We start from the raw sequence: 24991 nt of genomic DNA on the forward strand, positions 1-24991 counted from the left end.
AATCGGGGCACTTAGCGAAACTGGTTCGTTTTCAGTGAGTGAGAACGCACTCAGTCTCCGCCACGCCACTCGTCGGGATCTCGTCTCCCGTGACCGGATTCGAGGTTTCGGGCTTCGTTTAGTAGCTTGCCGTGGTTCTGGACGATGTCGGTCATCGTCAGAATCCCGACAAGATCGAATCCAGAGACCACTGGGAGCTTCTTAATATTATTTTTGTGCATGCGACCGATGGCGGTCCGTGCGGTTTTGGTTGGTTCAATCGTGATTAGTGGTCGACTCATCACCTTCCGAACCGGAACCGACTCGAAAGGCCGGTTAGCTGCATACCCAACACGCAGTGCGTCCATTTCGGTAACGATGCCCGCGGGCGTCTCGTTGTTGAGTACAATAACGCTGCCAACGTCGTTGTGGAGCATCTGACCTGCGGCCCCTTTCATCGTAGCCCCGGACGGAACCGTCACGAGATCCGTACTCATCAGTTCCTTGGGTCGTGTTGCAAAGCGGTCTAGACTTTGCCGCTGGTACTCTCAATTGAGAGGTCACAGTTGATTGCTGTTTTGGTCGAACGTTGGAGCAGTTCGTCGAGGAACGCTTGGTAGTACTCGGGGTCGGCGTACTTCACCAACCGAAGTTGGAGTATCGCTTCCAATCCCTCTGCTGTCCAGCGCATCCACTGGTTCTTGCACCGCTTGCTGACCTCGCCCATCAGTCGTTCGACGGGGTTCGAGGTCCACGGAACCTCGAACCCCTCGACAGCGTGCTCGGCGAACGTCACAATCGACGGCAGCCACCGCCGAAGATACCCTGCAGCCTTTGCTGACCCGAACTGCTCCAGTTGCCACGCTGTCTTCTCTAATCGCTCTCTCGTTCGCGCGATCCGCGAGCGGATCGCCGCGAACTCCTCCGCTGGACGATGCTTCGCCACAGAGTTCTTCAGATGGAACACCTCGTCGATCACCTCCGAAACGATCTCCTTCCGACGGTCCAAGGAGAAGACGCCATCGTCCCAGAGGGTGTTACCCAGCGTTCGGCCGACGTGGACGAGATCGAGCTGGTGGTCACGGTTTTCGTCGGTAAAGGCTGTGACGATGCCGCTATCAGCGTCACTGACGACCGTCGCGTCGTCAGTGACTGCGCCGATATCATCGAGTTCGGCGGCAGTTTCGTCCCAGTCAGCGTTGACCGACAGATCCAGCAGGGAGCGTGACTCTTCGGCGGTGTCTTCGCCGAGCGTTGCTTGGACGGAGTGGGACGAGCGGTCGTCGTCTTGGCTGTGGCACTTTGTCCCGTCAGGAATGACGGCGTCAGCGTCTGTGCCAGCGACACAGTCTGGAAGGAACTGTTTGAGCTTGTGGCCGTATTTCTTGGCACGGCGGTTGATGGTGGTCGGCGACGGCATCGAGACGAAGCTGTCGCCGTGATTGGCAGCGTCTCGATAGCTGAGCGAGGTAGCGAGATCGACGCTTTTGGCGGCGATGTCCTGCTGATAGCGGTTCTGCCCGTCGAAGTCGAGAACGTCTTCGACGGGCCGGAAGTAGCTGGATTCGTCTGGGGAAGCGGCTGTATCTTCGACGTAGTGGAGAGAGAACTCGTGTTCTCCGGCAGTTGTGACAGCTGTGCGGGTGTCGGTGCCGGCGCGTTGGAAGCGCTGGTCACCGTTGCCATGTGCGTGTTTCTCACCACAGAGCGCCTCGACGCTGGCGGCGTCGAGGCTCTCGACCAGCGATTCGAGAAGGACTGCTTCGAGGTTCTGGTCAGTGACGGCCTCGGCAAGCGTGGCGAGCGGTAGCGTTTTGTCGTCGTCGATACTCAGTTCGAACCGCACGTCGATTGTGGCGTGCATGGGGTACCTCGGTTTGGACACCAGAGGCAACCCCGCCTTCACGGGAGTCAGTTACTACTGAACTCTAGAGGACTTTGCGACACGACCAGGATATTGTCCGACCGAGCGCTTCAACCTCACGAGAGTTCGTCTGAAACCTAAGCACGAGATCGTTGCTGTCGGATCTTATTTTTTGCTTCAACCTCACGAGAGTTCGTCTGAAACAACAGAGAACCATCACTTCCAAGCTGGTGCGGGGCTTCAACCTCACGAGAGTTCGTCTGAAACTGGTAGCATGAGTGATAGAGACAACGACGGAGATGAGCTTCAACCTCACGAGAGTTCGTCTGAAACCATCCGAATACCGATCAGGCCGCTGTTCCATAATTTGCTTCAACCTCACGAGAGTTCGTCTGAAACCCGTGCATCACTGAGTCAAAGATGCGGTGGCAACTGCTTCAACCTCACGAGAGTTCGTCTGAAACCATCCGAATACCGATCAGGCCGCTGTTCCATAATTTGCTTCAACCTCACGAGAGTTCGTCTGAAACGTTTTTGGGTATCTGAGGCCGCTATGGAAGGCTCTGGCTTCAACCTCACGAGAGTTCGTCTGAAACAACAACCAGAGCCGCCCGATCAGGAGAGATCGACTGTGCTTCAACCTCACGAGAGTTCGTCTGAAACAAGCACTCACCGCTATATCGATTACCTGCACAGCCAGCTTCAACCTCACGAGAGTTCGTCTGAAACGGCTATTAACAGCCGTATAGAAGTAGGGTAAACAGCTTCAACCTCACGAGAGTTCGTCTGAAACTGGGCTTCAGCCAGCCGCCGTGCAATGGGGCGGTAGCTTCAACCTCACGAGAGTTCGTCTGAAACGAAGAACTGGATGCCACCATTCTCGACGAGCGTCCGCTTCAACCTCACGAGAGTTCGTCTGAAACAGTTCGGAATCTCGCAACAATCGTCGTTCTGGCAACGCTTCAACCTCACGAGAGTTCGTCTGAAACACCATTGACCCCGACGAAGGCCGACCGACGAGCGCTTCAACCTCACGAGAGTTCGTCTGAAACCATAGGTCCAAAACCGGCCACTGACCTACCACCAGCTTCAACCTCACGAGAGTTCGTCTGAAACCATATTGTAGACACCGTACTCAGCGGCCATGGACTGCTTCAACCTCACGAGAGTTCGTCTGAAACCCGCATACCCTATCCTGCGCGTGGCTCGCCTCACGCTTCAACCTCACGAGAGTTCGTCTGAAACCAGCGTGTTTCTGGTTCCAGTAGTTAGACAACCATGCTTCAACCTCACGAGAGTTCGTCTGAAACTCGCCCAGATCCCAGACGAGCCAGCCATTCCCGAAGCTTCAACCTCACGAGAGTTCGTCTGAAACGGGAAATACCAATACGCGCGTATCGCAACGTGCACGGCTTCAACCTCACGAGAGTTCGTCTGAAACAATCCAAATGGCCGAGCATTTTGGTGAGTTTGAGCACGCTTCAACCTCACGAGAGTTCGTCTGAAACCGGTCGAAGGATGCTCACCGCGCCCCGATCCCGGTCGCTTCAACCTCACGAGAGTTCGTCTGAAACTAGAGTTAGCCCCATCGAAAACCGCAGTCATTTGTTGCTTCAACCTCACGAGAGTTCGTCTGAAACCTGTCGGCTATCTCCGCGGGTGGGCCCAAAGCGAGGCTTCAACCTCACGAGAGTTCGTCTGAAACTGTAGTCGTCAATTCCGGCAGTGTTGATTTAGAATTCGCTTCAACCTCACGAGAGTTCGTCTGAAACAACCCTTAAGTCAAGCCGACCCGTTGATCTAGTTGGCTTCAACCTCACGAGAGTTCGTCTGAAACGCCGCTGGAATCGGGATTCGGTCGGATGAGTCGCTGCTTCAACCTCACGAGAGTTCGTCTGAAACCATGATCTAGATCCATCTACCTCACGGGAGTTCGTCTGCTTCAACCTCACGAGAGTTCGTCTGAAACTAGTCCGAATGGCCGAGCATTTTGGTGAGTTTGAGGCCGCTTCAACCTCACGAGAGTTCGTCTGAAACGGGGGGCATGCTTCGGCCATATGGACGCACTCCTCGCTTCAACCTCACGAGAGTTCGTCTGAAACACCGGTGACTGGGTCTCCTCATCAGGTTTGTAGTATGCTTCAACCTCACGAGAGTTCGTCTGAAACGACCGACTGGCAAAACTATCGACGGAGGGTCGACGCTTCAACCTCACGAGAGTTCGTCTGAAACTCGTCGAGATCGTCAGCTCGTGGATGACTGCCGTATCGCTTCAACCTCACGAGAGTTCGTCTGAAACCACCGACAACCCAGTGACCTCTAATCCATCTCCATCGCTTCAACCTCACGAGAGTTCGTCTGAAACCGTCGTCGCGGTTCTCCAGGAGGTCGGTCCAACTGTCGCTTCAACCTCACGAGAGTTCGTCTGAAACCCCTGTGGACACACATTGGCCACCGACCTCCACCAGCTTCAACCTCACGAGAGTTCGTCTGAAACGTGGAACCATAACGATCACTGAGGAGCCGTATGAGGGCTTCAACCTCACGAGAGTTCGTCTGAAACCCGCAGGTCGCAGCGTTCGCGGAGGCGGGCCAATTGCTTCAACCTCACGAGAGTTCGTCTGAAACTTTCGGTGATGGGCGACGTCGACGGCGCGATGAAAGCTTCAACCTCACGAGAGTTCGTCTGAAACTCGCAGCTCTCCGACGAGTCGTCGCCGGTTTCCACGGCTTCAACCTCACGAGAGTTCGTCTGAAACTCGAACTGCCCCTCGTAGATCCCCTCGTTGGTGATGCTTCAACCTCACGAGAGTTCGTCTGAAACACGTATCCGACTGTTCGACTTCGACGAGTTGCCCTTTGCTTCAACCTCACGAGAGTTCGTCTGAAACTATCTTCGACGGGTGGACCGACTACACTAAGGACTCGCTTCAACCTCACGAGAGTTCGTCTGAAACTTTTGACCTTCGAGAAAACACCGGTGACTGTATCGCGCTTCAACCTCACGAGAGTTCGTCTGAAACCAACTTCGCCGCCCCCACCGGAGTGTCTGTCACGGTCGCTTCAACCTCACGAGAGTTCGTCTGAAACTGTTACTTTCCCCCCCGATTCTCTCCCCCACCCTGCTTCAACCTCACGAGAGTTCGTCTGAAACTTGGCTGGTACGTGTAAATCGCCTTCGTGCGATAGCTTCAACCTCACGAGAGTTCGTCTGAAACCTGTTGCGGGGCGTCTTCGAGTAGCAACACACCGCGGCTTCAACCTCACGAGAGTTCGTCTGAAACCACCCTAGATCACACAGCGGCCAGTGTGCGTCCACAGCTTCAACCTCACGAGAGTTCGTCTGAAACCCGTTGTGAAACCCCGCGGAAAGCACACGCAGGAAGCGGCTTCAACCTCACGAGAGTTCGTCTGAAACGTGCGATAGAAGATGCCCCCCGGTAGGTTGATCAGTGCTTCAACCTCACGAGAGTTCGTCTGAAACTAAGTCAAGCCGAGCCTTTGTTTGAGTTGCAATGTCGCTTCAACCTCACGAGAGTTCGTCTGAAACTCACCCACGCCGTCGAGAGTGAGTAGCCGCCGAAGTTGCTTCAACCTCACGAGAGTTCGTCTGAAACTGTTTCGAGTCCTTTTGTCCCTGAAATAGTCGAAGTCGCTTCAACCTCACGAGAGTTCGTCTGAAACGCTATGCCAGTCGTCGGGGTCGGACCAGGAGATCGAGCTTCAACCTCACGAGAGTTCGTCTGAAACCCGTTCGTTATCGGGTCGGTCCTCGTCGAAAAGCGCGCTTCAACCTCACGAGAGTTCGTCTGAAACTCGACTGGCTGCTGGTGGTGCATCCTCTGATACCTGCTTCAACCTCACGAGAGTTCGTCTGAAACCCGGTGGGAGCTGCGAAGTTGGCGGCTTTGTTCAAGCTTCAACCTCACGAGAGTTCGTCTGAAACTGTCTGTCGTGGTCGAATTCGACGACGGAACGACCATGCTTCAACCTCACGAGAGTTCGTCTGAAACTTGTACTCGCTAACAAAATCGCCGCTCGGAGGCCTGCTTCAACCTCACGAGAGTTCGTCTGAAACTGTCGCCACGGTGGATGAGTTCTTTGCGACTCAACAGGCTTCAACCTCACGAGAGTTCGTCTGAAACCATGCCGGGAGATGACCCATCGGGGGACACCTCCGCTTCAACCTCACGAGAGTTCGTCTGAAACCGACATTGCCGGGTGGTATGAGATCGGACAGCGGTGGCTTCAACCTCACGAGAGTTCGTCTGAAACGGTTACTACTGAAGGTATCAACCCAGTGTTGTAACTCGCTTCAACCTCACGAGAGTTCGTCTGAAACGACGACGCGATGGCCTTGTGGTTGCCATTGAACGGGCTTCAACCTCACGAGAGTTCGTCTGAAACTCGGAGTGGTCGTCGGGGCCTCTGACGTTGGTAAAGCTTCAACCTCACGAGAGTTCGTCTGAAACCAGTCTTCGCACACTGGCGCTGGATAATCCCATTCGGCTTCAACCTCACGAGAGTTCGTCTGAAACCATTGACCTGCGCTGGACTGACATCTCGGTAGTCCATGCTTCAACCTCACGAGAGTTCGTCTGAAACGTGGTGGGCGTACTCGCAACGGTGTGGGTCATGGAGCTTCAACCTCACGAGAGTTCGTCTGAAACCAAATTACGATGGAGGGCAACGGCCTCGATTCGGAAGCTTCAACCTCACGAGAGTTCGTCTGAAACTTTATTCAGCCCACGACGAAGGACGTCGATGGACCGCTTCAACCTCACGAGAGTTCGTCTGAAACTCCAATCCATGGCTGCGGAACACGGTGTCGTGAACATGCTTCAACCTCACGAGAGTTCGTCTGAAACTACGGTGTTCTGGGACGCGCTGATCGAGTCGAACGCTTCAACCTCACGAGAGTTCGTCTGAAACGTGCCCTCTCCGCGCGATATGTCGTAAGTGAAATAGCTTCAACCTCACGAGAGTTCGTCTGAAACCATCAACGTGAACAATAGCACAGTCGGACGCTGCGGGGCTTCAACCTCACGAGAGTTCGTCTGAAACATGTAAGACGGCCGAAAACCACGTCCCGACAGTTAGCTTCAACCTCACGAGAGTTCGTCTGAAACCCTCGGTCCCTCAAAGGGATACCCTCGGTTACCACTGCTTCAACCTCACGAGAGTTCGTCTGAAACAATTGGTCGGGACTATGCTCCTACTGATATGTTCGCTTCAACCTCACGAGAGTTCGTCTGAAACTTGAGGAGATTCGACTGGATCGTAGCCAGATAGGCTGCTTCAACCTCACGAGAGTTCGTCTGAAACCGGTGTGCCAGTATCCCGATGTTCTCTTCAGATTCGCTTCAACCTCACGAGAGTTCGTCTGAAACTGATGTAATAATCAGTTTCAGTATCAATAACAACTGCTTCAACCTCACGAGAGTTCGTCTGAAACGAGGCAATTTCACCGAAGAGGTTGGTATCGATTCGCTTCAACCTCACGAGAGTTCGTCTGAAACAAGAGAACACACGAATGGCGATGACTCGGCTGAGGCTTCAACCTCACGAGAGTTCGTCTGAAACACGCGCTCAAGAAGTACGTCCCGCAACTCTGTGGCGGCTTCAACCTCACGAGAGTTCGTCTGAAACGAACGTCGTCTTGCCCGATCCCTTCGGGCCGTAGGCGCTTCAACCTCACGAGAGTTCGTCTGAAACTCGGAATCCCTACGATGATCCAGTAGAGGAAAGTGCTTCAACCTCACGAGAGTTCGTCTGAAACCATGCCCGAAATACGGGTCACAAGCTCTCTACCGGACGGCTATACTAAAGCACTTCGGTCGACCCCCAATCACCCCCAAACCCCCGGGGGGTTGACGGAAACTCAGAGAAACCGTTGATCCTCGGTGGGATCTTCACCGTACACGGTACGGTTGAGCAGTGTATCTGAGGACAATTCGTAGATGATCGTCGACTCTCCTGGTTTCAACAGATCGTCGATTTCGTTTTGCAGTGTTTTGAGATCACCCTCTGAAATTTTACCCTCAAGAACTGAGTTTTGAACGTGGGTCAGATACCGTCGACCCAATTTGAGAGCCTTATGAGTCCGTTCAGCTTCTAAATCGTACACCATCACGACATACATACTACCACCATCGCTTGAACGAATCGTACTCTTCGCCAGTGAGAAGATGTTTCTTCAGTTTGTAGGCTTCCAGCCGAAGCAGATACTGGTAGCTAACCTTCCGATTCAGTTCTGGATGGTCGACCGTTCTCTCAAGTGCCTCTTCAAACGTCTTTGTGTATGTTTTTCGCCCGCTCTCGTTTAGGAGACACGACCCGAGTTCGGTCTCGAAGTCAGAACTGGATATCTGCTGTCGGTTCACGAGACGGAACAGCACTCGATCAGCGAGTAACGGTTTGAAGAGATCTGCGAGATCAAGTGACAACGAGTATCGGCGTTCTCCGGGCTCATGCAGATAGCTGATCGTCGGATCCAAAGCGGTTGCTCTGATTGCCGAAACACAGTTGGCATACACCAGTGAGTTACCGAACGAAATAAGACTGTTAATTTCGTTCGGCGGCGGATTATATTCTCGGCGGGCAAGCTGGAACTCACTCGGCAGGATTTCATTGAAGCTCCGGTAGTAGGCCTTTCTAGCGGTCGCCTCGATTCCCATCAACTCGTCAATCGGGAGACTCGTGTCGACACGCCCTGCTGCAGTTTCCAGATCACTGATTTCAGTTTCGAGATCGTGGTCGCGGCCATTGTAGTAGACCACGTTTGTCCGCATATTGTGAATGCTTCCACGGATGATTGCGGCCGCAAGCTGGCGTCTGTGCTGTGTGTCTTCGTAGGCCCGAACCTGCTCGACAACCGTCTTGCCGGAGGTCTGGCCGCGCTTGGGCATCACGGAGCCGCTGTAATAATCCTCCCAGCCAAAGACATGGAGTGCAACGGTATGTTCGTTACAGAACGACATCAATCGAGTGTTGAAATCGATTTGGCCATGCAGAAAGAACGCCTCAGCGTTCTCGATTGGAATGTATTTTTTCTCGTCGTCCTCAGTAACGAGTCTAAGGGTGTCGTCGTTGCGTTCGAGTCGGCCGTCGGAAAACACGTGGTAGTTTCTATCCATTGTCAACACCAACAGAAGTCGTGGTATGCACAGGAGTCACAGAACGGCTTTTCCTCAGCCGGTGGCGGCGATGACTGGGTGATTATGCTGTGAATCCCTCGAACCGCTGCTTCGACTTTTTCGACGCGCTCGTCAGTTAGTTCAACTGGCTCTCGATTTCGTTCTCGGGGATGGGCGAGGACGCCATCGCGCTGAACATCTGCAACGCGGTCGAGATACCAGAGGTAGTACGACAGCTGCATCTCAGCGGGCTCGGTGAGTGCCGAGGAAGGTTTAATTTCAACGACGCGACCGTCATCCAAGAGATCCAGCGAGATCATACCCAAATGAAGGTTCTCGCGCTTGTCGCTGTAGGCTGTCTCGTCGACTCGTGTCCCACGAACGACAGTCGCGTTCTCACGGTTTATTTCGAGATTCCGGCTTTCGAACCAGAGTTCTCGCTTGCAGACGTGGTAGTACTGCATCATCACGCCCGTCACGCGGAAGGGATCGTCGACTGGTTCGCCACGGGCGGTTGCGAGGAGGCGGCCGACTGGGTCCGAGTCGGTCACAGTATCCGCCTCTCAGCAGTGCTATCAGGTATCACGAACCCGGTACTCTCGTTAAAATACTGGCCGAGACCGTGTTCCCGAATGTCGAGACACAATACATCGGAATCCGAGTGGATCGGATTCAACTGTCCGAGTTTCTCAGTTTTGTCCGACTCGCCTCGATATACTGGAATCGATACTCTCGTCTCTTTGAGTTCGTCCATCAGTCGACGAACCTGGTCGAAATCGTAGTTTCGCCACGCTTCTCGGACGTTCTCAACGCGAGTTCGTTCGGCATTGGTTCGACAAATAACAATGTCGACAGCATTTCGCTGATCAATAAGCGACAACTCCGCCAGTTTGTCTCCTCTCGCGTCGTCGACATACTCCGCGTATGCCGCTTTGCCAACGTCCTTCTGCTCGTGGAGTGTCTTATAATACTGCTTGACTGCTGTTCGAGCAACAGCTCTTTCCGACAGCACAGATTCTTCACCACGAACGGAATCGAGCGTCTCGGCCGCCACCGGAAGCAGTGTCGCACCGCGATTGTACACTGCCTCTGCAGGTGTTTTTTGTTGTTCGTCAGGAACGTCGAGCCACCAAACCGTAACGTGGCCTCGGTCCCGCTCGAACGACCGATTACAGCGTCCGGCCGCCTGCACGATGCTATCGATGGGGGCCAGATCCCGGTAGACTCGGTCGAAACTAATGTCGACACCAGCCTCGACGAGCTGTGTCGAGACAGCCAGCAGGCCATGCCCACGCTTTGTGAGTTCTTTTGCCGTTTCGATCAGCATAAGTCGATCTACCGGCCGAAGTCGTGTCGAAAGGTGGAGTACTGATTGGTCGCCGCTGTCCACGATCTCGGCTGCCAGTTCAGTTGGATCGAGGTCGGCTGTTGTCTCGACGGTTTCGAGTGCGTTTGCATAGACCTCACCCACGCTCAGGAGCGACGCTTCGAGATCAGTAGCGTGATCGAACAGAGTCCTCGCGCTATCGATTGTGTTGCAGACTGCGAGTGTCGACTCACCGGACTCGACAGCGTTGTGAAGCTCGGTGGCTGCGTCGGCGTACGATTTCGGCCCTTCTTGGGCGTCGATATACCGCTCGGTCGACCGGTCGAGTTCGTACTGGACGCGGGCTGTCGTCTCGAAGTATACGTCGGGATCGTCGACCAGTTCCGTCGCTTCGTCGAACAGTTGGGGTTGGGTAGCAGTCATGGCGATCACTGTCGCATCGTACTGCTCGGTCAGCATCTCGATGAGGCGAGGAACGAGCTTCCACCAGTCGAGCGGGAGGCTCTGTGGTTCATCGAGGATCACCACACTATCGCGAAGAGCTGGTAGCTTCATCGACTGTGTGTTCGCTGGTCCGGCGAGACTCTCGAATAGTTGGACGAAGGTTGTTACCGTCAATCCGGCCCGCCATCCTTCTGCGAGCATCCCAGCAACGTCGTCGTTTCTGTCGGCTTTGTCGACATCCTCATCGGTCTCGTCGACGATTGTGGTCTCCGAGAGGTGGTGGTGGGCCGTCAGCAGCCGACCAAGCGTGTCCGTCTCATAGATCTCTTCGAGTTCGTCGACGACCTGATCAATAATACTCGTAAACGGTAGCGCGTAAATCACCCGTTGGCCGCCGAGTTCGTCACGAATCGTCTGGGCGGCCGACAGTCCGGACAGTGTTTTTCCCATGCCTGTCGGTAGCGTCAGTGTCGCAACCCCACCACCGGACTCGGCGAATGCCGCGGCGTTTTCAACAATAGTCGACCGGGCACGTGACCGGTAGTAGTTCAGTTGTTCCGTTCGACTTCCATCCGGATCAGCAGGCGACGACGATTCGAGATCGTCGACGTACTCATCCAACACCTGCAATGCGGGTTGCTCCGCCTCGTAGGGTGAGTGTTCGGTTCCTGTAGCCTCGCTTCGGCTTGCGGCACTCGTCTTATCTGCGAGCACGAGCGACCCCCAACATTCGAGAACCAGTCCGTAACAGGAGTCGGACAACGAGTCTCGACTGATCGTTGCTCCGCTTCCGACCGTCTCGACGGCCGAAGCAATCTCGTCGAGCAGCCCATCGGTAAACGATGTTCGAAACGACTCCCATGAACCCGCCTTGTTGGTCGCCTTGTCAAACAGTTTGGTTGCAAGTTCCGGAACATGGGTCTCGATATCCGCCAACTGTTCTGCAATTGCCGTCTGCTGTCGTTCAGCACTATTGAACGAACCGGCTGAGACGTTTTTGCGACGGTACGAACGGTCGTGAATGTATTTTACGACATCCGTGAGTTGACCGTGGTGTTTGGCGACCGCAACGAAACCCGCCAAACAGGTCTCGGTTTCGAACCCCTGAGCATCAAGCGCGTAGTAGGCCGCAAACGAGCCGACTGGTGCATGGTATCGGTACTCTTTGAAATCCGGCTCTGTCGAATGGAGCAAATACTCTTGGAAGAACGTCGTCGCTTTACCGAAGTCGTGTACGTACGCGAGTATCTCGACGACATCCGGAAGCGACTCTCCGTCGGGTGTTTCGGCGTCGACAGGAACGATTTCTCGGACGCGGCGGGCAACATCTTCGAGATGGTCGACCAGTTCGACACCGTCATGGCCGTTCTCCGGTGGATGAGAGTACCGACTGGCCATCAGACGAACACCACGGTCCGCCCGTCGACACGAGCAGTCTCTATATCGGCAACCGTCAGTGGGTTCGCATCCGGATTGTACGCGTAGGTCGTGAATCCGGTTGTCGTCCGGCCACCGGAATCTGCCCGCATAAACGCCGGTGATTCTTCGATCTGACAGCGTGTGCCCGCATCGAGAACGATATCGTCGACCGCGTTCGGAACTGCTGAATCGACTGCTACAGACTCACCCTGTGGTCCTGCGTCGACATCGAATTCCCCGTGATACTTGATTTCCGCGAGATGCTCGGAGAGGCCGAGGCTTGGGACATAGTGTGATTTCCCTGCCGTGAGCATTTCTCGGAGTTCAGTATACCACTCGTCGTCCGACAGCGAGATATCAATACGGTAGGCTGGCTCGACCAGTACTTCGTAGTTGTGCTGTTGCCGGAGTGTCGTCGGATCGGGGAGTTTCACGCTGATTTTTCCCCGTCCGTTGAGTGATTGGAGATTGCCGCTCGCCGTCGATAGCGTGTTCATCGGCATATTGATCGTCCGGATCTCACAGACCGGTTCGATGGCGACTGCTGACTCCTCGGGGGCGAACAGATCGTAGTAGCCGTCCCGCTCGATGCCGACAACGGCGGCCAGCAGGCCAGCGACGGTCGTCCGTGGGATGATTCGGTAGGTCTGTTTGACGATATTGCCCTCGATCCGCCGGAAATGTCCCCATGGACCACGGATGGTAAACGAGAGACAGCGCTTCGGGCGCGAACCATCACTCTCGGTCGACCACTCGCCCAACGATTGCTGTCCCATCGTTAGGCAGTGTCGCCGTCGGTCGGAAGCGTTGCGGTGTGTTCGTTGTATACATCGACGATCTCGACGATGTCCGCTCCGAGTGCCTCACGGAGTGCATCGTAGAGAACGTCAGGTCCACCGGATTCGTCGCCAGCAGAGAGATCCAACACATCACTGACGACGACTCTAACGCGCTTGATCTGGTCGCTCGCGTTTTCGAGCCGGTCGACGAATCCCTCTACGTCGAGTGTCAGATCTCGAACTGTCCGCAGCTCTTCGTCGGCTTTCGAGTTGTCGGGGTCGAGTTCGAGATCCCTATCGAGGCCGCCGAGATGGAAACTCTCGTCGGCGTACTCGACGCGGCAATAAAGCCGTGGCTCTTGGCCAACTTTGCTTCGGCTGATCGTCTGATTTTTGATCGACCGCCAGCAGAGCGTATCGAGTCGTTCGACATCGCTCGTGGTGAGTTTGGTATCCTCGGCACCGTGTTCGTCGACGAGTCCGTGGAACCGAATCAGCCCGTACTGTATCCGGTGGTCGTCGAGATCGAACCCACCCTGCTGTTTGTTTTCCTGCGTTGCGATCACGCTTGTCAGGCTGTCGTACTCCTCGTTTTCGTTGACCGCGTGGATCGATTTGCCGGGCGAGAACTGCACCGGACCTGTGAAGTGATCCGGCAGATGTTTCGCGTAGGCATCGTCTGTGTTGACCGACATCGTCGCACCGAAATAGCGCACGTCGACGCTGTTGTCGAGGAACTCGCCGAACACGTCCTCGCGGAACTGGTCGGCTTCCTCGTCGTCCTTGAGATCGTAGTCATCGTAGTCGACGGCTTTGAGTCGATCTTCGAGCAGTTCACCGCGGGTGAACTGGTTACCCTCTTCTTGGACGTTGCGGATGTAGACGCCGTGGCCGTCGTCATCGAGCTGGTCGCGGAGATACCGTTTCAGTCGAACATCGGTGACGATAGCCTGCTGGGTTTGTGGATCGATTCGTGGGCGATTTGAGCCACTGAGTGGATTCCCATTCGGGTTGGCGTCGACGGCGTCGTACAGAAAGACGATTTCTGAGCGGTTCGTCACGGTGTCGATAGTGTCGGACATATTAGTGTTCCTCCTCGGTTTCGGCTGGGTCGTCTGCGTCGCTATCCGTCTGGTTCCAATCTGGGTGGTCGTTCATTCCGTAAGTTACGCCAAGGGCGTAGTAGAAGCGGAGGTCGTCAGTGTCGATCTCCCAGTCGTCGGGATCTGGATCGAGAATCGTCTCGCGAAGTCGTTCAACGATGTGTTCGGCCTTCGTTCCAGGATAGATCCCGCTCTGTTTCTTTTCTTTTCGTGTATAGGTCAGCGTCTTGGCGACCGTCTCCTGAGTGACCTTTTTAATACGTGACCGGGTGATCGACTTGACCGGATACTGGTCGACGAGCGTCGTCGAGCGGTTCTCGCTGTACTCCTGATAGCTCCCGATATCGCCGACAAGCGCGCCTAGGAGGAACGCCCCACGGCGCTCGCTAGAGACCGATTCGGGATCATCGTCGTGGTCTGGCGACAGCGCGGGTGTGTCATTGATGAACGATTCGAGTTTCGGTTCGGCGGGGTGGCCCCCATCTGCGGCAAAATGATTGTCCATTGTATGTCTCTCGTAGCTCGGTTCGTAGGTGATCGGTTCTTTACTCGAGTCGGTTGTTTTCAACAGATCAAGGTCGTCGGCGTCGGCCAGCGCACAGAGTTGAGCGAACTGGCTGGCGACCAGAAACGCTGGAAAGCCCTCGTGGTCGTCCTCGTCGGTCTGGTCGTCGATGATTCGGTCGACGTACTCTCCAAGTAGGACATCGACGCTGATTGCATCGCCACTCAGCACGCTGACGAGCGCCTCGATCCGTGGATCGTCGGCGTCCGCAGCGTCATCGTCGCGCTCGGCGAACGTCTGATAAAAGTACCAGCCAGTTGCGACAGCGTGGAGCTGCTCATCGCTCCCGGAGAGTAGCCCCCACTTCTCGTTTGTCGGTAATGGTGCAGTCCACTCTGTACTGGTGTTGAACACAGAGACGGTCTCGACAAATCGGTTGTGTGTGAACGCGAGTTCCTTTGGATAGTGGAGTCGACCGTTCAGCGTCTCACCGAATACGTCATACCGGGACATCTGATGCGGCATGACTGCTGAGACATAGAACCGGAATCGCTGATCAGCAAGGTCCTGTTCTCGCTGGTCGATATGCGCTTGTTCGATAGGCGTTGTGTCGCCGCCGTCTTCGACAACCCTGTACAGTAGGCCATACAGTTGATACACCGTTTCGGGGGTCAGCCGACCAAACACGTATGGTAGATAGTACACTTTCGCGCCGAAGGTTCGATAGGTACAGGCTTCGACGAACGTCTCGGCGTTCATCACCGTGATCGCGGCGTCCTCCGAAATCGGGTGGGAGCGCCACGCGTTTTCTATGTCGAGGCCGGGGAACTTCTCAAGCTGTTTGCCGAGGAAGTAATTCTGTGGGTCCTCGGACGTGCCGACCGTCCGAGCAGGTCGACCGGTGACGAGGTCTGTCGCGTCGCCAGATGAGTCCTTGGCCTTGTTTTTGGTGACAAGCTTTGAGAGCTTCCGCTGGCGCATCGCCTCACGGAACACGTCAATATCTCCAGGCCATTGGTAGTCGCCGTCAGACTCAGTTTTTATTTGTACTGTCAGCAGCGATGTCGCCGATTCGCCACCAAGCTTCCGCGTGAGTGTCTCCTCGATTGTTTCGAGCGCCGTCTCATTATCACCGATTTCGGCAAGCCGGTCAATAATCCAGCCATCCGGATGTTCGTCGGCTGTCTCGGTTACTACATCATCAGTGGCCCATTTGGTCAACCGTTCTTTAGCGTACCGAGCCAACTTCTCGGGGTCGCTATTTCGCCCAGCCTGGTGGGTCACGCTGTGGTCAATCCCCCGAGCTGCCGGATACTTACAGTGACCGACCTGCTGAATCAGGTCTTTGGTGTATCTCCTCACTTGAACGGGGCCGATATCGTCGTCGGCCAGCTGTGGCTCTTCACCAGAAACATCGACCCGGACGACGATCAGGCTGTCATCAGTGTCGACAAGATCACCGGCTGCATCGGGTGTGAGATACGGGGCGTACTCGCCGCCGCCTGTCGTGGCGAGTGTGTAGAGTTTCCCGTAGAGGTACTGGAGATCCCGGAGTGATCCGATAGGTGAGTCGGGTAGCTCCTCGGCCAGTTCGTCTTCGGGATAGGACTCGCGGAATGCCTCAGGCGAAAGCATCCCGCTCCTCCAGTTCGCTCTCGCCGGGTCGAGTCTTGTCGGTGATATTTATAAACCCGAGTCCCAACGAGTTTCGTTCGCCGAGCCCGCAGTCGAGTGCGAGATTCAGGTGTCGACGGTGATGGTCATTTCGAACGGTATAACTGAACTTCCACTTGCTCAAGACGTAGGTCATCTCCTGACCTTCGGTCACCGTCACCGGAACGGCGAAGGTCTTGATAAGTTCGTAGCCGTCGAACAAGTCGCCGTCGACATCACTCGGTCCGGGCAAGTGATCGTGAGCATACAACTCGTGCTTCTGATCGAGGTTGGCCTCTACCTGTTTTCGAAGCGGCTTCGTTGTATGTTCAGGCTGCCAAAAGACGGCCGTATCGCCACCGGGATGGTCGATTCCGTACTCTTCGCACCGCCACGGCGGTATCCGGACTAGCAGGCCGGTTCCGGATTCAATCGTCCCTCGTGTTCCGGGTTCTCCCACGTCGGGTTCGAGTGAGGTTACATCGTCGACGTGAAACGGCATCTCGCCGATATTGAGCTCCGGCTCCTCAAGTAGGTCCGCAGCGACGTTGGCGAGCAGTTCCTCGTCAGGAGAGGCAACTAGCAGTTTGCGGTCGTCACCCTCCTGCATATCATGTGGGGGGAACGGGTTAGAAAACGAGAACCCTGGTGGTTTACCCGAGTCGTGTCGCTCATCGTATTTGGTTCCTGATAGGGCACCCCAGAGTCGACCGCGGAGCTTGTCGTGGTAGTCATTTTGGTATACCGTGTCTGCACGTGCGGATAGGTGAGCCATTACGCGCACTTACTGGACTCACCTCTGTGATTGGGGGATGTCATCCAATACTTAATACTCACAGACAGTATATAAAAGAATGTAAAGCGCAGTGAAAGTAGAACGGACCCCACAAGCGTTCGTCTGAAACTGTCCTCGCACCATTTGGGAGGCGATAAGATATGAGCTTCAACCGCACAAGCGTTCGTCTGAAACAGTCTGGGAGTGGCTGATTCAAGGCACGAAGGGAATGCTTCAACCGCACAAGCGTTCGTCTGAAACCGGGAGAGAAGTCTTGGAGCGCATTGAGCAATGTTCGGCTTCAACCGCACAAGCGTTCGTCTGAAACCAGTCGCGACCGCCAACCGAGCGCAGCGCCAACGGCTTCAACCGCACAAGCGTTCGTCTGAAAGGCTCTGGTGAATCGCCACACTGCGTCGGGATAGGTCGTCAGTTCAAAGGAGTTGAAGCGGGAGACTGTCGATGCCTATGTCGAAGATCTCCCGCTTCACGAGCAAGGCGGTGTCGTTAGCTAAAAATGCTGTTGGTGGCCGAGGCGAAGCCGCCGCCCCCGAAGGGGGTGGGGGCTTCGCCGACTACGCCGTCGTTTCGCTTCACTGTCTCCGGATTTACCTAGAGAAATCCTACCGCGAGGCGCTCGATCTCTTGAGCGAGATGCCACATATTTTGGCCGAAATCGGCCTCGAAGAGGGCGATCTCCCGCATCACTCGACGCTAGTAAAGTCGTTTGACAGGTTACAGATGAAGATCTGGCGAGTGCTGCTGCGCCTTTCGGCGCAGCTGCACGACACCGCGGATCACGCCGCGATGGACGCGACGTTCTTCGACCGTGAAACCGCCAGCAAGCACTACTGCCGCCGCACGAATTACCGCGTTCAAACACTGAAAACGACCGCTCTCGTCGATACACAAACACAAGCTGTACTCAACGTTCACTGTACGACCGAGAAACGTCACGACACGCAGATCGGCTGGCAACTCGCCCGCCGCAACGCGGGCGAGATTGCCAGCCTCGCCGCCGACAAAGGCTACGATTGGATGCAATTACGCGAGAAATTGCGCGAAGAAGGCGTGAGACCGCTGATCAAGCACCGTGAGTTCCGACCCGTCGATTGCGCGCATAACGCGCGCATCGATGAGTCTCTGTACGGCCAACGAGCGCTGTCTGAGACCGTCTTTTCAACGATTAAGCGAACGCTCGGCCACGCGGTGCGTGCCCGAGCGTGGTACCGCGAATTTCGTGAGATCGTTCTGATGTGTGCGGTCTACAACATCAAGCGAGCCGTGAAACCGTGAAATCAAACGCCTTCTGGCGATTCACCAGAGCCGTTGATAGAGAAACGGGGGCACTAGCGGAGTGGTTTCTCTATCAAAGAGTGCCCAATGTGGGGGCATTTGGCACTCTGATTTGTGAGAGGAGGGCAACTGGTGATTTTGGGGGAAGGAATCACTTGATGGGATGGGAGAATCCCAAACTAACATGGGTACTCTAACGAAATGACTTCCACCCCTGCTCATTCTGCCTTTTAAATAAGGGGCACGAATGTTCTTACCGAAACTGGAGCAGGATTATTCGGTTGTCACCAGCTGTGACTTAATGAGTTTCTCTGTCCCACGTCGAAGCAACTCTGAAAGCGTTTGGTGAGATATTCCAAGTACTGCTGCGATCTCCTCGCCCGAAACCTCTCGTGGAATCTTATAGTAGCCATGTTCCCAAGCAGTCACAAGGGCTTCTCGCTGTCTCGGCGTCAAATTTCCAACTGACAGTCGAGGTTTGTCTGGTTCTGTGAGTTCTAATAACGAATATGAATAGTTCTGATCATTCAGGGCTTTACGGAAGGAGTCAAAATGGTCACGATCAGCGAATCGAAACCGTAGCCGCCATCCTTCAGGAGTCCCAGTCGCACTCAGAATCGATCCTCCTTGGTTGGTGTAACGGGCTATTTGTTCCATGACGGCGTCAGCCCACTTTACCATATAATATTTCTCGTCAGCAAACTCGGCTGCTTCTACGATTGTTTCAATCGACGGATCGGACGAGAGTGCTTCGTCTATTGCAGTGAAATCTGTGCCTGAAATCCATAAACACGGCATCGTCCACTCAGTGCTGTGAGCAGCAACTCGTTCGGCTTCGACTCGCATTTTGGGAACCTGTCCAAATGCTTGGTTGAGACCGACTGCCTCATGATCGAGCTGGAAGGTCGCAATATTCATAACTCAGTAAAGGTTTTCGGCTAAAAAACTGCGAGGATAGTTCTGCTCAAGGATATGTGTAGCGCTGATAAGATTCTCAGTCTCCAGACCAATAGATCTGAGTTCTATAGTTTGAGGTTCTGTTGAAACCCTTAGCCAATGATTGATAATGTATCCTGAATACAGAGTGGCAGTATAGCAGCCGAATTCACAACCAGTATGAATTACGTTCTTTATACGATCGCTAATTACGAACTCAGCTCAGATATTGTAATCCAATCAATAACGAGCTGCTCGGTCCATGCCCGAGTAAGATCTGCTTGACCGATTCGATTCACATGATTCGAGAATATGAGTCCGAACGGCTGAGCAGTCGACGCTGTGAGTGATCCAATCATTGTTGGCAGAGATGACCGTGTCGCAATCTGCTGCCCATTAAAATACCATTCAATCCGATCTTCGAACCACGCACAGCCGTACCGATTGAAACTCTCGGTGAGATCGATTCCAGTATCTACTGACGACGGGGCATGTTCGTGGGTCCCTCTATCGTTTGGTTCTCCAGATGCACTCCAATGAACATCAACGTTCATCAAACGGCGTTCAGTCTCGGGGTCAGCTCCCCGTTGAAACAGTTCTACGATGTCGATTTCAGGTGGCCACTTCGTGTTTGCTGGGTGCATCCAGAACGCAGGCAACACCCCGGTTCGACCCGGTAACTTGAGTCGAGCTTCTACGTACTGTCCGGGTGACAGGTCAATCGGAATACCGATAGACGGATGATGGGGCTCACCCCCAACACTCGAATTTATCACTCCCTGATAGCAACCAGAAGGGCCTGTTCCTTCGGATTCTACCTCTAAGACACACTGCTCGCCTTCCACAAAGACATGATCGGGACTCACAGTTGCATCGTCGTCGGGAATCCATTCGTCTCGATCAATAAAGCCGACACCCCACCAATCCGAATCGAACTGTTCCCAGTTTTCTTCAACAATAACTGTCCAGTTCCCATCCGGTCCGGTAGTCGACTGCGTACGATCTGACATTGGTCTGTTTTTTCCCTCCGAGATATCCCTGCCCCAGAAGCCACTCAAAGCGCAGTGAGAACCGCCCGACGAGGCATCCGATCGGAACTCACGACACGGTAATAAAACAGTTCGGCGCAGTAATTACTATCGACTACTCTCCACTGGAAGGAATCTCATCAAATCCACCATCCGCAATGAGTTCCGTTTCGCCATCATGGTTCTCAAGATCACCCTCTTTTAGCCACGGGTTGATTTGTTCAAGTTCGCTAGGCAAGACCTTCTGTATTTTCGGGGCAACCTTTTCTGTTACAGCGAACGTCTGAATGGGCGCAATCCATCCCCATAACGCACCGAAAGTGTTCAACACGACCAGCAGTGGCGTCAGTGGGAGTGCAAGCAGAGTAATCCGTTCGTGCTTGATATAAACAATGACGCCAACGAACGTGATCACAAACAACATTGCGAACGCAACGAGCGACCCGAGTAGATACGCCCGTGGCTGTGGAACGTACTGTGGGAAGAAGTACAAGAAGAGCGAAATAAACGGGATGACCGGCGAGAGAGCCCACGCAATCATCCGGAACGACAGAAACGCACGATATCGACGGGGCAGGATATTCGATGAGTGCTGCGTCCCAGAAAACCATCGTCGACGCTGCCGGAACATCCCCCGAATTGTTGGCGGTGCCTGATTACGGAATTTGAAATTGAGAACTCGGAAGTCGATGTCACCGCGTTCTTTGATTGCACGCCAGACGAAATTTGTGTCCTCGGTAATCGTTTTTGCATCCCATGTAATTTCGTCCTCCAATGATTTCCTGATGGCGATGCCACCGCCCCATGCATACAGGGGGAATTTGAACCGGCCGAATGCCCGTTGCTCGTACTGGTAGCCGATTCGGAACGTCTCTGAGAGGTATGCGATCCATGACCCGGTGAAAATCGGCATTTCGGTGATCTGTATGACATCTGCATCCGGCAAGCCGGTGAACTGCTGGACGATGGTATCCTCATCGAGATATAAGATGAACTCCTGTGTGCATGGAACATTTTGGCGCGCCCATTCAAGCGCACGGCCTTTGTGAGTCGCGTTACACTGGAACTCTTCAGGAACAACATGTACCGTCGCACCCTCGATCTGGATATCCCGTTCGGCGATCACCCGAATATCAGTGACTCCTTCTGGTATCGAATTGACCGTTGCTTGCACAACCTCCTCTGCTCCGACTGTCAAGATGCGAACCTGGACATCCTCGTGCCCATACACCAGTTCATCAGTAGAAACAATCTGATTTCGGGCAAGAATACCGGCCTCAAACAGCCAGAACAACACTGAAGTGGAGTACAGTATGAAGATGCTCCATAGAGTAACGAGAATTACAGACGTTGTTGAGAGCATACGGTAGTTACGTACCACTTACTCACGAATGTATTAAGTGAACTGAATGAGTGCCATACTCACTCCAACGAATTACGTATTAATCTATTCTGACTATTAAACTGGATAACAATCTTTGTTCGATCACTTTTCTCTCGCAGCCTTGCACATATGTTTTAATGATGGCCTAATTGTCGACCCTTGAAGAGACCAGTCGTGTAGCTACTCCTCCAGTATCTTGGTCTGGTCTATATTGGTTAACGGTCCGTCCCGCTCGCCGTCTATTGCCTTCCGCGGCGCTCGCGACCGACCATTCCGGGCTGCGCCGAGCAAGCTCGCCGTTCCGGGCTAAAATGAATGTGCCTTCGACGCCAGCAGGTATCCGTCGGGGGTTGCGCTTTGACGTGCTCACCCCGCGACGCATACTCTGCTGGACGCTTGCTTCAGGCAGACACCGGGTCACTCACTGCGTTCGTGCCCCGAGCCTCACCTCGCTTCGCTCGCTGAGACTGCGCGCGGTACTGGTTAGTTTCTCTCTTCGGACACGCTCTCACTCGCGCCCAGCGGCGCTCGTGAAGGCGCGAGCGAGAGCGTGTGACGGTTGAGTTGGTCGAAAGAGAGCCACGGCTGGGCAGTCGTGGTGTCGGAAAAAGACGCTGGGCGAGCGCCTTCGGAGTTAGGACTCCAATGAAAAATAGCAACGTAACCAGTAATGAAGTTTCGGTCGATGAACAGGCGTTCGAAAATGCGGATGAAGTGACTGTCGACGAGGATGGCTTCGAGGTCGTCGATGAGACTCCTGAGTTCCGGCCGTCGGTGCAGATGGAAATCCAGGCGAAGGTCGATTCAAACCACCCAGATGCGCGTCTCGAAGCAGCTCGGGATCACATATACGGAAAGACCCTCGTTCAGGAAGAACGTATCCAGGGGCGGGAAGCAGAGTTAGCATCGATTAGTGCGAAGGCGGTATTCGGAAGTCAAGAGGGACGAGAAGAGCGGACCCGAGAGATCGTGGTCGAGCAAACTGGGGCGCGGCGTGTGGAGTTCCTAAAGCGGGCCGGCTGTGTGAATCCGATGATTCATCCAGAGCGAGCCGATCCTCGTGAGATGCTTCCTCCTGAGCAGTTGGGGGCGGTGAATAGGGAGGCGATGCGGTTGGCCGAGAAATTGAAGGGCTGGTCAAGGGCAGCGATTGGTCGACATCTGGCTGAAGCCGTAGTCGGTGGATTGGATCTGACGAGTGCGGTGGTTGGGACGTTCGAGAAATTGCAGACGGCCCCCGGAGTGGTAGTGCCGATCGGGAAGCTCGAATCAATTAGTCGTGAAGAGGTGAGCATCGAGGGTCGAGTAGTCCAGTTGTGGGATTCATCGAGTCCAGTTATTGCTCAGGTGGGACTCATCGAGGATGAGAGTGGGCGAACGAAGTTCACGTCCTTCGTGAGGTCGAATCCGAAGTCGGTGCAAGAAGGCGAGCAGGTGTGTATACACGGAGCGGCCAAGAGCTGGTATCAAGGGCGTGTCTCGGTGGCTGTGACCGGGTGGAGCACCATCCATACTCCTGAGCGCGGTCGGTGGTGGGAGTAGTCGGTCGAGGGGGCTTCTTTTTTGCTCTATGCCGGAGCCGACCCTAACCCCACCTCCCCACCCACCGCTCCGTGCTCGCTCGGTGAGACTCACCGGTCGTCTCACCGGTTCTCGTTCGCAGGCTCACGAGAACGCCGCTGTGCGCGCAGCCACGACCTTGGCAGCAACGCTAAGTGGGAGAGTACATTTCGTCTGCTTCAAAATAGAGAAACGTTGGTAGACGGTTCTCAAAGGCTGGATAAAGTTAATTCGACATCGACACTAACTACCATGTTCAGGGATGAATTTCAGTCGGTAGAGTCACAGATGCATTCATGGCCTTGTCGAGATCGACCGACGACAAACTCGTGAATCTCGCTGGCAAGTTCATACATTGTGTCTGCACGGTCAGCTGCTGCAAGGCCATCTTGATAGTAGGTCTTCGCCCGATGTTCTCGCCACAGATCCGCCAAATCTTCGGCGACCGATTCAGCGAAAAGCCCGATAGCAGCCGCTTCTCGATACACTCCTGGATGTGTGCCCGGAAGGTCATTTGGATCCATTGTTCCCCGTTCGAGCAACCGAAACTCGACTGTCCGTTCGATTGCGACGAACGAGGCCTCAATCACGAGTGTGTAGTATTCTGCATCCCGAAGTGTGTCGGCACCAGCGAGCAGTCGACATCCCTTTCGCAACTGGAGGAGTGCAGCATCCTCGACATCGAGGCCTGGTTCGATTTGTGTTGGTCGGCGGTCGAATGCCGCCTGGACTTCGGTGACTAACTGGTCGATACGTGTACTACTCATTGGCTATCACCGTCTTCCGGATTGACTGCAGTTTCTCGTCTTCATATACTGTAATTCCCTCCAAGAAGATCTCACGAAGCTTTGATCCAGCTCGCAGAGCACTGTCTGCGGATTCGACGTATGGCTCAAATTCAAATCGATCTCCATTAAATCGCTGGTCTTGGAGGTCGGCAACGACATCGGTCACAACCCGCCGAGCAGGTGTTCGATCTCCGTCGACTACAACGAAGAGGTCAATATCGCTCTGTCGATCAGCTTCACCGCGAGCGACGCTTCCGAAGACGACGATCCCAAGAAGTGAGTCGACATCATCTGTGTCAATGATTGCTTCCTGGATCTGGTCGACGAACGCTCGGATTGGCTTGTGGAACTCCGATTGTTCGATGGCCAGTATGGGATCGTCTTTTTTGAGATTATCTGGATTTATGGAGACGTAGTTTCGTTGTGGCGTCTCTCGAATGTCGACTGCATCTATACTTTCGAGTAAGTCGATAGCCCGCCACACTGTCGAGCGAGCGACGTCCGTTGTGTCGACAAGCTCAGGAATGGTGAACTCTGAGTCGTGGGCATCGGCTAGAAGACGGAGAATATCGTCTGCTGCCTCGATACGAAATACCCCCGTATCGGTATTTGGATCTGGATCAATACAGATCCTCACACTTTGTTTCGTCATATCGGACACTGTCTTATCTTGTGCAACAAGGTATATATAAACAGCGGCGTTTCAGCACAGACTGGTCGACGAGGTTCTTGTGACATACAACATATCGCTCCTAAAGAGGCTGAGGAAGCAGGTGGTACAGTCCTATTATTGGGGTATCTCATATCGGGATTGATGTTTCACTTTCACTGTGCTTGGCTGAATTATATCAAGTAGTGACTTCTCTGGATATGTAGGAGGGGTTGAGTAGTTGGAATACAATGTCACATGCTCCATGCAACTCACACCTCTCTTGCATTCTGCCTTTGATACATAATGTTGAGAATTTTTAATTTTGTTCTGGGTGACGGTAGCACCTCAGATACGTTGGTGGAG

The 24991-nt window shown here is 54.2% G+C and carries 17 protein-coding genes and 1 CRISPR repeat array; of the genes, 2 read left to right on the forward strand and 15 right to left on the reverse strand.

Annotation, left to right across the window (positions count from 1 at the left end; translation table 11 throughout):
• Nucleotides 1-50: 50 nt before the first annotated feature.
• From HALTADL_RS06650 to cas6, 10 genes are all read right to left on the reverse strand, one after another.
• Nucleotides 51-476 carry a CBS domain-containing protein gene (locus HALTADL_RS06650; protein WP_089673547.1) on the reverse strand — a complete coding sequence of 142 codons (426 nt, stop codon included), beginning with the start codon at nucleotides 474-476 and terminating at the stop codon, nucleotides 51-53.
• 29 nt (nucleotides 477-505) lie between these two features.
• Nucleotides 506-1843 (reverse strand): ISH6-like element ISHla10 family transposase, encoded by a 1338-nt coding sequence (locus HALTADL_RS06655; protein WP_100190878.1) that lies wholly within the window; start codon nucleotides 1841-1843, stop codon nucleotides 506-508.
• Nucleotides 1844-1950: 107 nt separating this feature from the next.
• A CRISPR array of direct repeats spans nucleotides 1951-7622; the repeat unit is 30 nt; unit sequence GCTTCAACCTCACGAGAGTTCGTCTGAAAC.
• 102 nt (nucleotides 7623-7724) lie between these two features.
• On the reverse strand, nucleotides 7725-7985 hold the full coding sequence (cas2, locus tag HALTADL_RS06660) for a CRISPR-associated endonuclease Cas2 (protein WP_089673862.1): 261 nt from the start codon (nucleotides 7983-7985) through the stop codon (nucleotides 7725-7727).
• 1 nt (nucleotide 7986) lies between these two features.
• Nucleotides 7987-8979: a type I-B CRISPR-associated endonuclease Cas1b gene (gene cas1b, locus HALTADL_RS06665; RefSeq protein WP_089673861.1), complete on the reverse strand. Its 993-nt coding sequence runs from the start codon at nucleotides 8977-8979 to the stop codon at nucleotides 7987-7989.
• 2 nt (nucleotides 8980-8981) lie between these two features.
• The gene (cas4, locus tag HALTADL_RS06670) at nucleotides 8982-9530 is read right to left on the reverse strand and encodes a CRISPR-associated protein Cas4 (RefSeq protein ID WP_089673860.1); all 549 of its coding nucleotides are present in this window, start codon (nucleotides 9528-9530) and stop codon (nucleotides 8982-8984) included.
• The gene (locus HALTADL_RS06675; protein ID WP_089673859.1) at nucleotides 9527-12148 is read right to left on the reverse strand and encodes a CRISPR-associated endonuclease Cas3''; all 2622 of its coding nucleotides are present in this window, start codon (nucleotides 12146-12148) and stop codon (nucleotides 9527-9529) included. The genes cas4 and HALTADL_RS06675 overlap by 4 nt, the downstream gene beginning before the upstream one ends.
• Nucleotides 12148-12945 carry a type I-B CRISPR-associated protein Cas5b gene (gene cas5b, locus HALTADL_RS06680; RefSeq protein WP_089673858.1) on the reverse strand — a complete coding sequence of 266 codons (798 nt, stop codon included), beginning with the start codon at nucleotides 12943-12945 and terminating at the stop codon, nucleotides 12148-12150. Before cas5b ends, HALTADL_RS06675 begins: the two co-directional genes overlap by 1 nt.
• A gap of 2 nt (nucleotides 12946-12947) precedes the next feature.
• Complete coding sequence (cas7b, locus tag HALTADL_RS06685; RefSeq protein ID WP_089673857.1) at nucleotides 12948-14030, reverse strand: type I-B CRISPR-associated protein Cas7/Csh2; 1083 nt, start codon at nucleotides 14028-14030, stop codon at nucleotides 12948-12950.
• Nucleotide 14031: 1 nt separating this feature from the next.
• On the reverse strand, nucleotides 14032-16191 hold the full coding sequence (gene cas8b, locus HALTADL_RS06690; protein ID WP_089673856.1) for a type I-B CRISPR-associated protein Cas8b/Csh1: 2160 nt from the start codon (nucleotides 16189-16191) through the stop codon (nucleotides 14032-14034).
• On the reverse strand, nucleotides 16178-16984 hold the full coding sequence (cas6, locus tag HALTADL_RS06695) for a CRISPR-associated endoribonuclease Cas6 (RefSeq protein ID WP_089673855.1): 807 nt from the start codon (nucleotides 16982-16984) through the stop codon (nucleotides 16178-16180). The genes cas8b and cas6 overlap by 14 nt, the downstream gene beginning before the upstream one ends.
• Before the next feature lie 468 nt (nucleotides 16985-17452).
• On the opposite strand from cas6, the gene HALTADL_RS06700 reads away from it, so the two are divergent.
• A complete protein-coding gene (locus HALTADL_RS06700) occupies nucleotides 17453-18280 on the forward strand; it encodes an IS5-like element ISHli2 family transposase (RefSeq protein WP_076611936.1) in 828 nt (275 codons plus the stop codon).
• 273 nt (nucleotides 18281-18553) lie between these two features.
• Here the strand turns inward: HALTADL_RS06700 and HALTADL_RS06705 are convergent, their stop codons facing one another.
• The 3 genes from HALTADL_RS06705 to HALTADL_RS06715 all read right to left on the reverse strand — a co-directional run bounded on the left by HALTADL_RS06705 (nucleotide 18554) and on the right by HALTADL_RS06715 (nucleotide 21607).
• Nucleotides 18554-19198: a helix-turn-helix domain-containing protein gene (locus HALTADL_RS06705; protein WP_089673181.1), complete on the reverse strand. Its 645-nt coding sequence runs from the start codon at nucleotides 19196-19198 to the stop codon at nucleotides 18554-18556.
• A gap of 227 nt (nucleotides 19199-19425) precedes the next feature.
• Nucleotides 19426-20226 carry a glycoside hydrolase family 16 protein gene (locus HALTADL_RS06710; protein WP_089673180.1) on the reverse strand — a complete coding sequence of 267 codons (801 nt, stop codon included), beginning with the start codon at nucleotides 20224-20226 and terminating at the stop codon, nucleotides 19426-19428.
• 133 nt (nucleotides 20227-20359) lie between these two features.
• Nucleotides 20360-21607: a glycosyltransferase gene (locus HALTADL_RS06715; RefSeq protein WP_089673179.1), complete on the reverse strand. Its 1248-nt coding sequence runs from the start codon at nucleotides 21605-21607 to the stop codon at nucleotides 20360-20362.
• 666 nt (nucleotides 21608-22273) lie between these two features.
• Between HALTADL_RS06715 and HALTADL_RS06725 the strand changes: the two genes are divergently transcribed.
• A complete protein-coding gene (locus HALTADL_RS06725) occupies nucleotides 22274-23170 on the forward strand; it encodes a DNA-binding protein (protein ID WP_089673177.1) in 897 nt (298 codons plus the stop codon).
• Nucleotides 23171-23457: 287 nt separating this feature from the next.
• On the opposite strand, the gene HALTADL_RS06730 is transcribed toward HALTADL_RS06725, so the two are convergent.
• Nucleotides 23458-23955 carry a hypothetical protein gene (locus HALTADL_RS06730; RefSeq protein WP_089673176.1) on the reverse strand — a complete coding sequence of 166 codons (498 nt, stop codon included), beginning with the start codon at nucleotides 23953-23955 and terminating at the stop codon, nucleotides 23458-23460.
• Entirely contained in the window at nucleotides 23948-24628 is a 681-nt protein-coding gene (locus HALTADL_RS06735) for a nucleotidyltransferase domain-containing protein (protein WP_089673175.1), read from the reverse strand. Before HALTADL_RS06735 ends, HALTADL_RS06730 begins: the two co-directional genes overlap by 8 nt.
• Between the last annotated feature and the right edge of the window lie 363 nt (nucleotides 24629-24991).

Origin of the sequence: Halohasta litchfieldiae (genome assembly GCF_002788215.1) — an archaeon.
Lineage (GTDB): Archaea > Halobacteriota > Halobacteria > Halobacteriales > Haloferacaceae > Halohasta > Halohasta litchfieldiae.

Coding starts and splice junctions, on each gene's coding strand:
- cas2 (WP_089673862.1), bottom strand. CDS start 7,985: ATGTATGTCGTGATGGTGTACGATTTAGAAGCTGAACGGACTCATAAG.
- cas5b (WP_089673858.1), bottom strand. CDS start 12,945: ATGGGACAGCAATCGTTGGGCGAGTGGTCGACCGAGAGTGATGGTTCG.
- HALTADL_RS06705 (WP_089673181.1), bottom strand. CDS start 19,198: ATGAATATTGCGACCTTCCAGCTCGATCATGAGGCAGTCGGTCTCAAC.
- HALTADL_RS06735 (WP_089673175.1), bottom strand. CDS start 24,628: ATGACGAAACAAAGTGTGAGGATCTGTATTGATCCAGATCCAAATACC.
- cas6 (WP_089673855.1), bottom strand. CDS start 16,984: ATGGCTCACCTATCCGCACGTGCAGACACGGTATACCAAAATGACTAC.
- cas7b (WP_089673857.1), bottom strand. CDS start 14,030: ATGTCCGACACTATCGACACCGTGACGAACCGCTCAGAAATCGTCTTT.
- HALTADL_RS06725 (WP_089673177.1), top strand. CDS start 22,274: ATGAAAAATAGCAACGTAACCAGTAATGAAGTTTCGGTCGATGAACAG.
- cas8b (WP_089673856.1), bottom strand. CDS start 16,191: ATGCTTTCGCCTGAGGCATTCCGCGAGTCCTATCCCGAAGACGAACTG.
- HALTADL_RS06675 (WP_089673859.1), bottom strand. CDS start 12,148: ATGGCCAGTCGGTACTCTCATCCACCGGAGAACGGCCATGACGGTGTC.
- HALTADL_RS06710 (WP_089673180.1), bottom strand. CDS start 20,226: ATGTCAGATCGTACGCAGTCGACTACCGGACCGGATGGGAACTGGACA.
- HALTADL_RS06700 (WP_076611936.1), top strand. CDS start 17,453: ATGTCGAAGATCTCCCGCTTCACGAGCAAGGCGGTGTCGTTAGCTAAA.
- cas1b (WP_089673861.1), bottom strand. CDS start 8,979: ATGGATAGAAACTACCACGTGTTTTCCGACGGCCGACTCGAACGCAAC.
- HALTADL_RS06730 (WP_089673176.1), bottom strand. CDS start 23,955: ATGAGTAGTACACGTATCGACCAGTTAGTCACCGAAGTCCAGGCGGCA.
- HALTADL_RS06650 (WP_089673547.1), bottom strand. CDS start 476: ATGAGTACGGATCTCGTGACGGTTCCGTCCGGGGCTACGATGAAAGGG.
- HALTADL_RS06715 (WP_089673179.1), bottom strand. CDS start 21,607: ATGCTCTCAACAACGTCTGTAATTCTCGTTACTCTATGGAGCATCTTC.
- HALTADL_RS06655 (WP_100190878.1), bottom strand. CDS start 1,843: ATGCACGCCACAATCGACGTGCGGTTCGAACTGAGTATCGACGACGAC.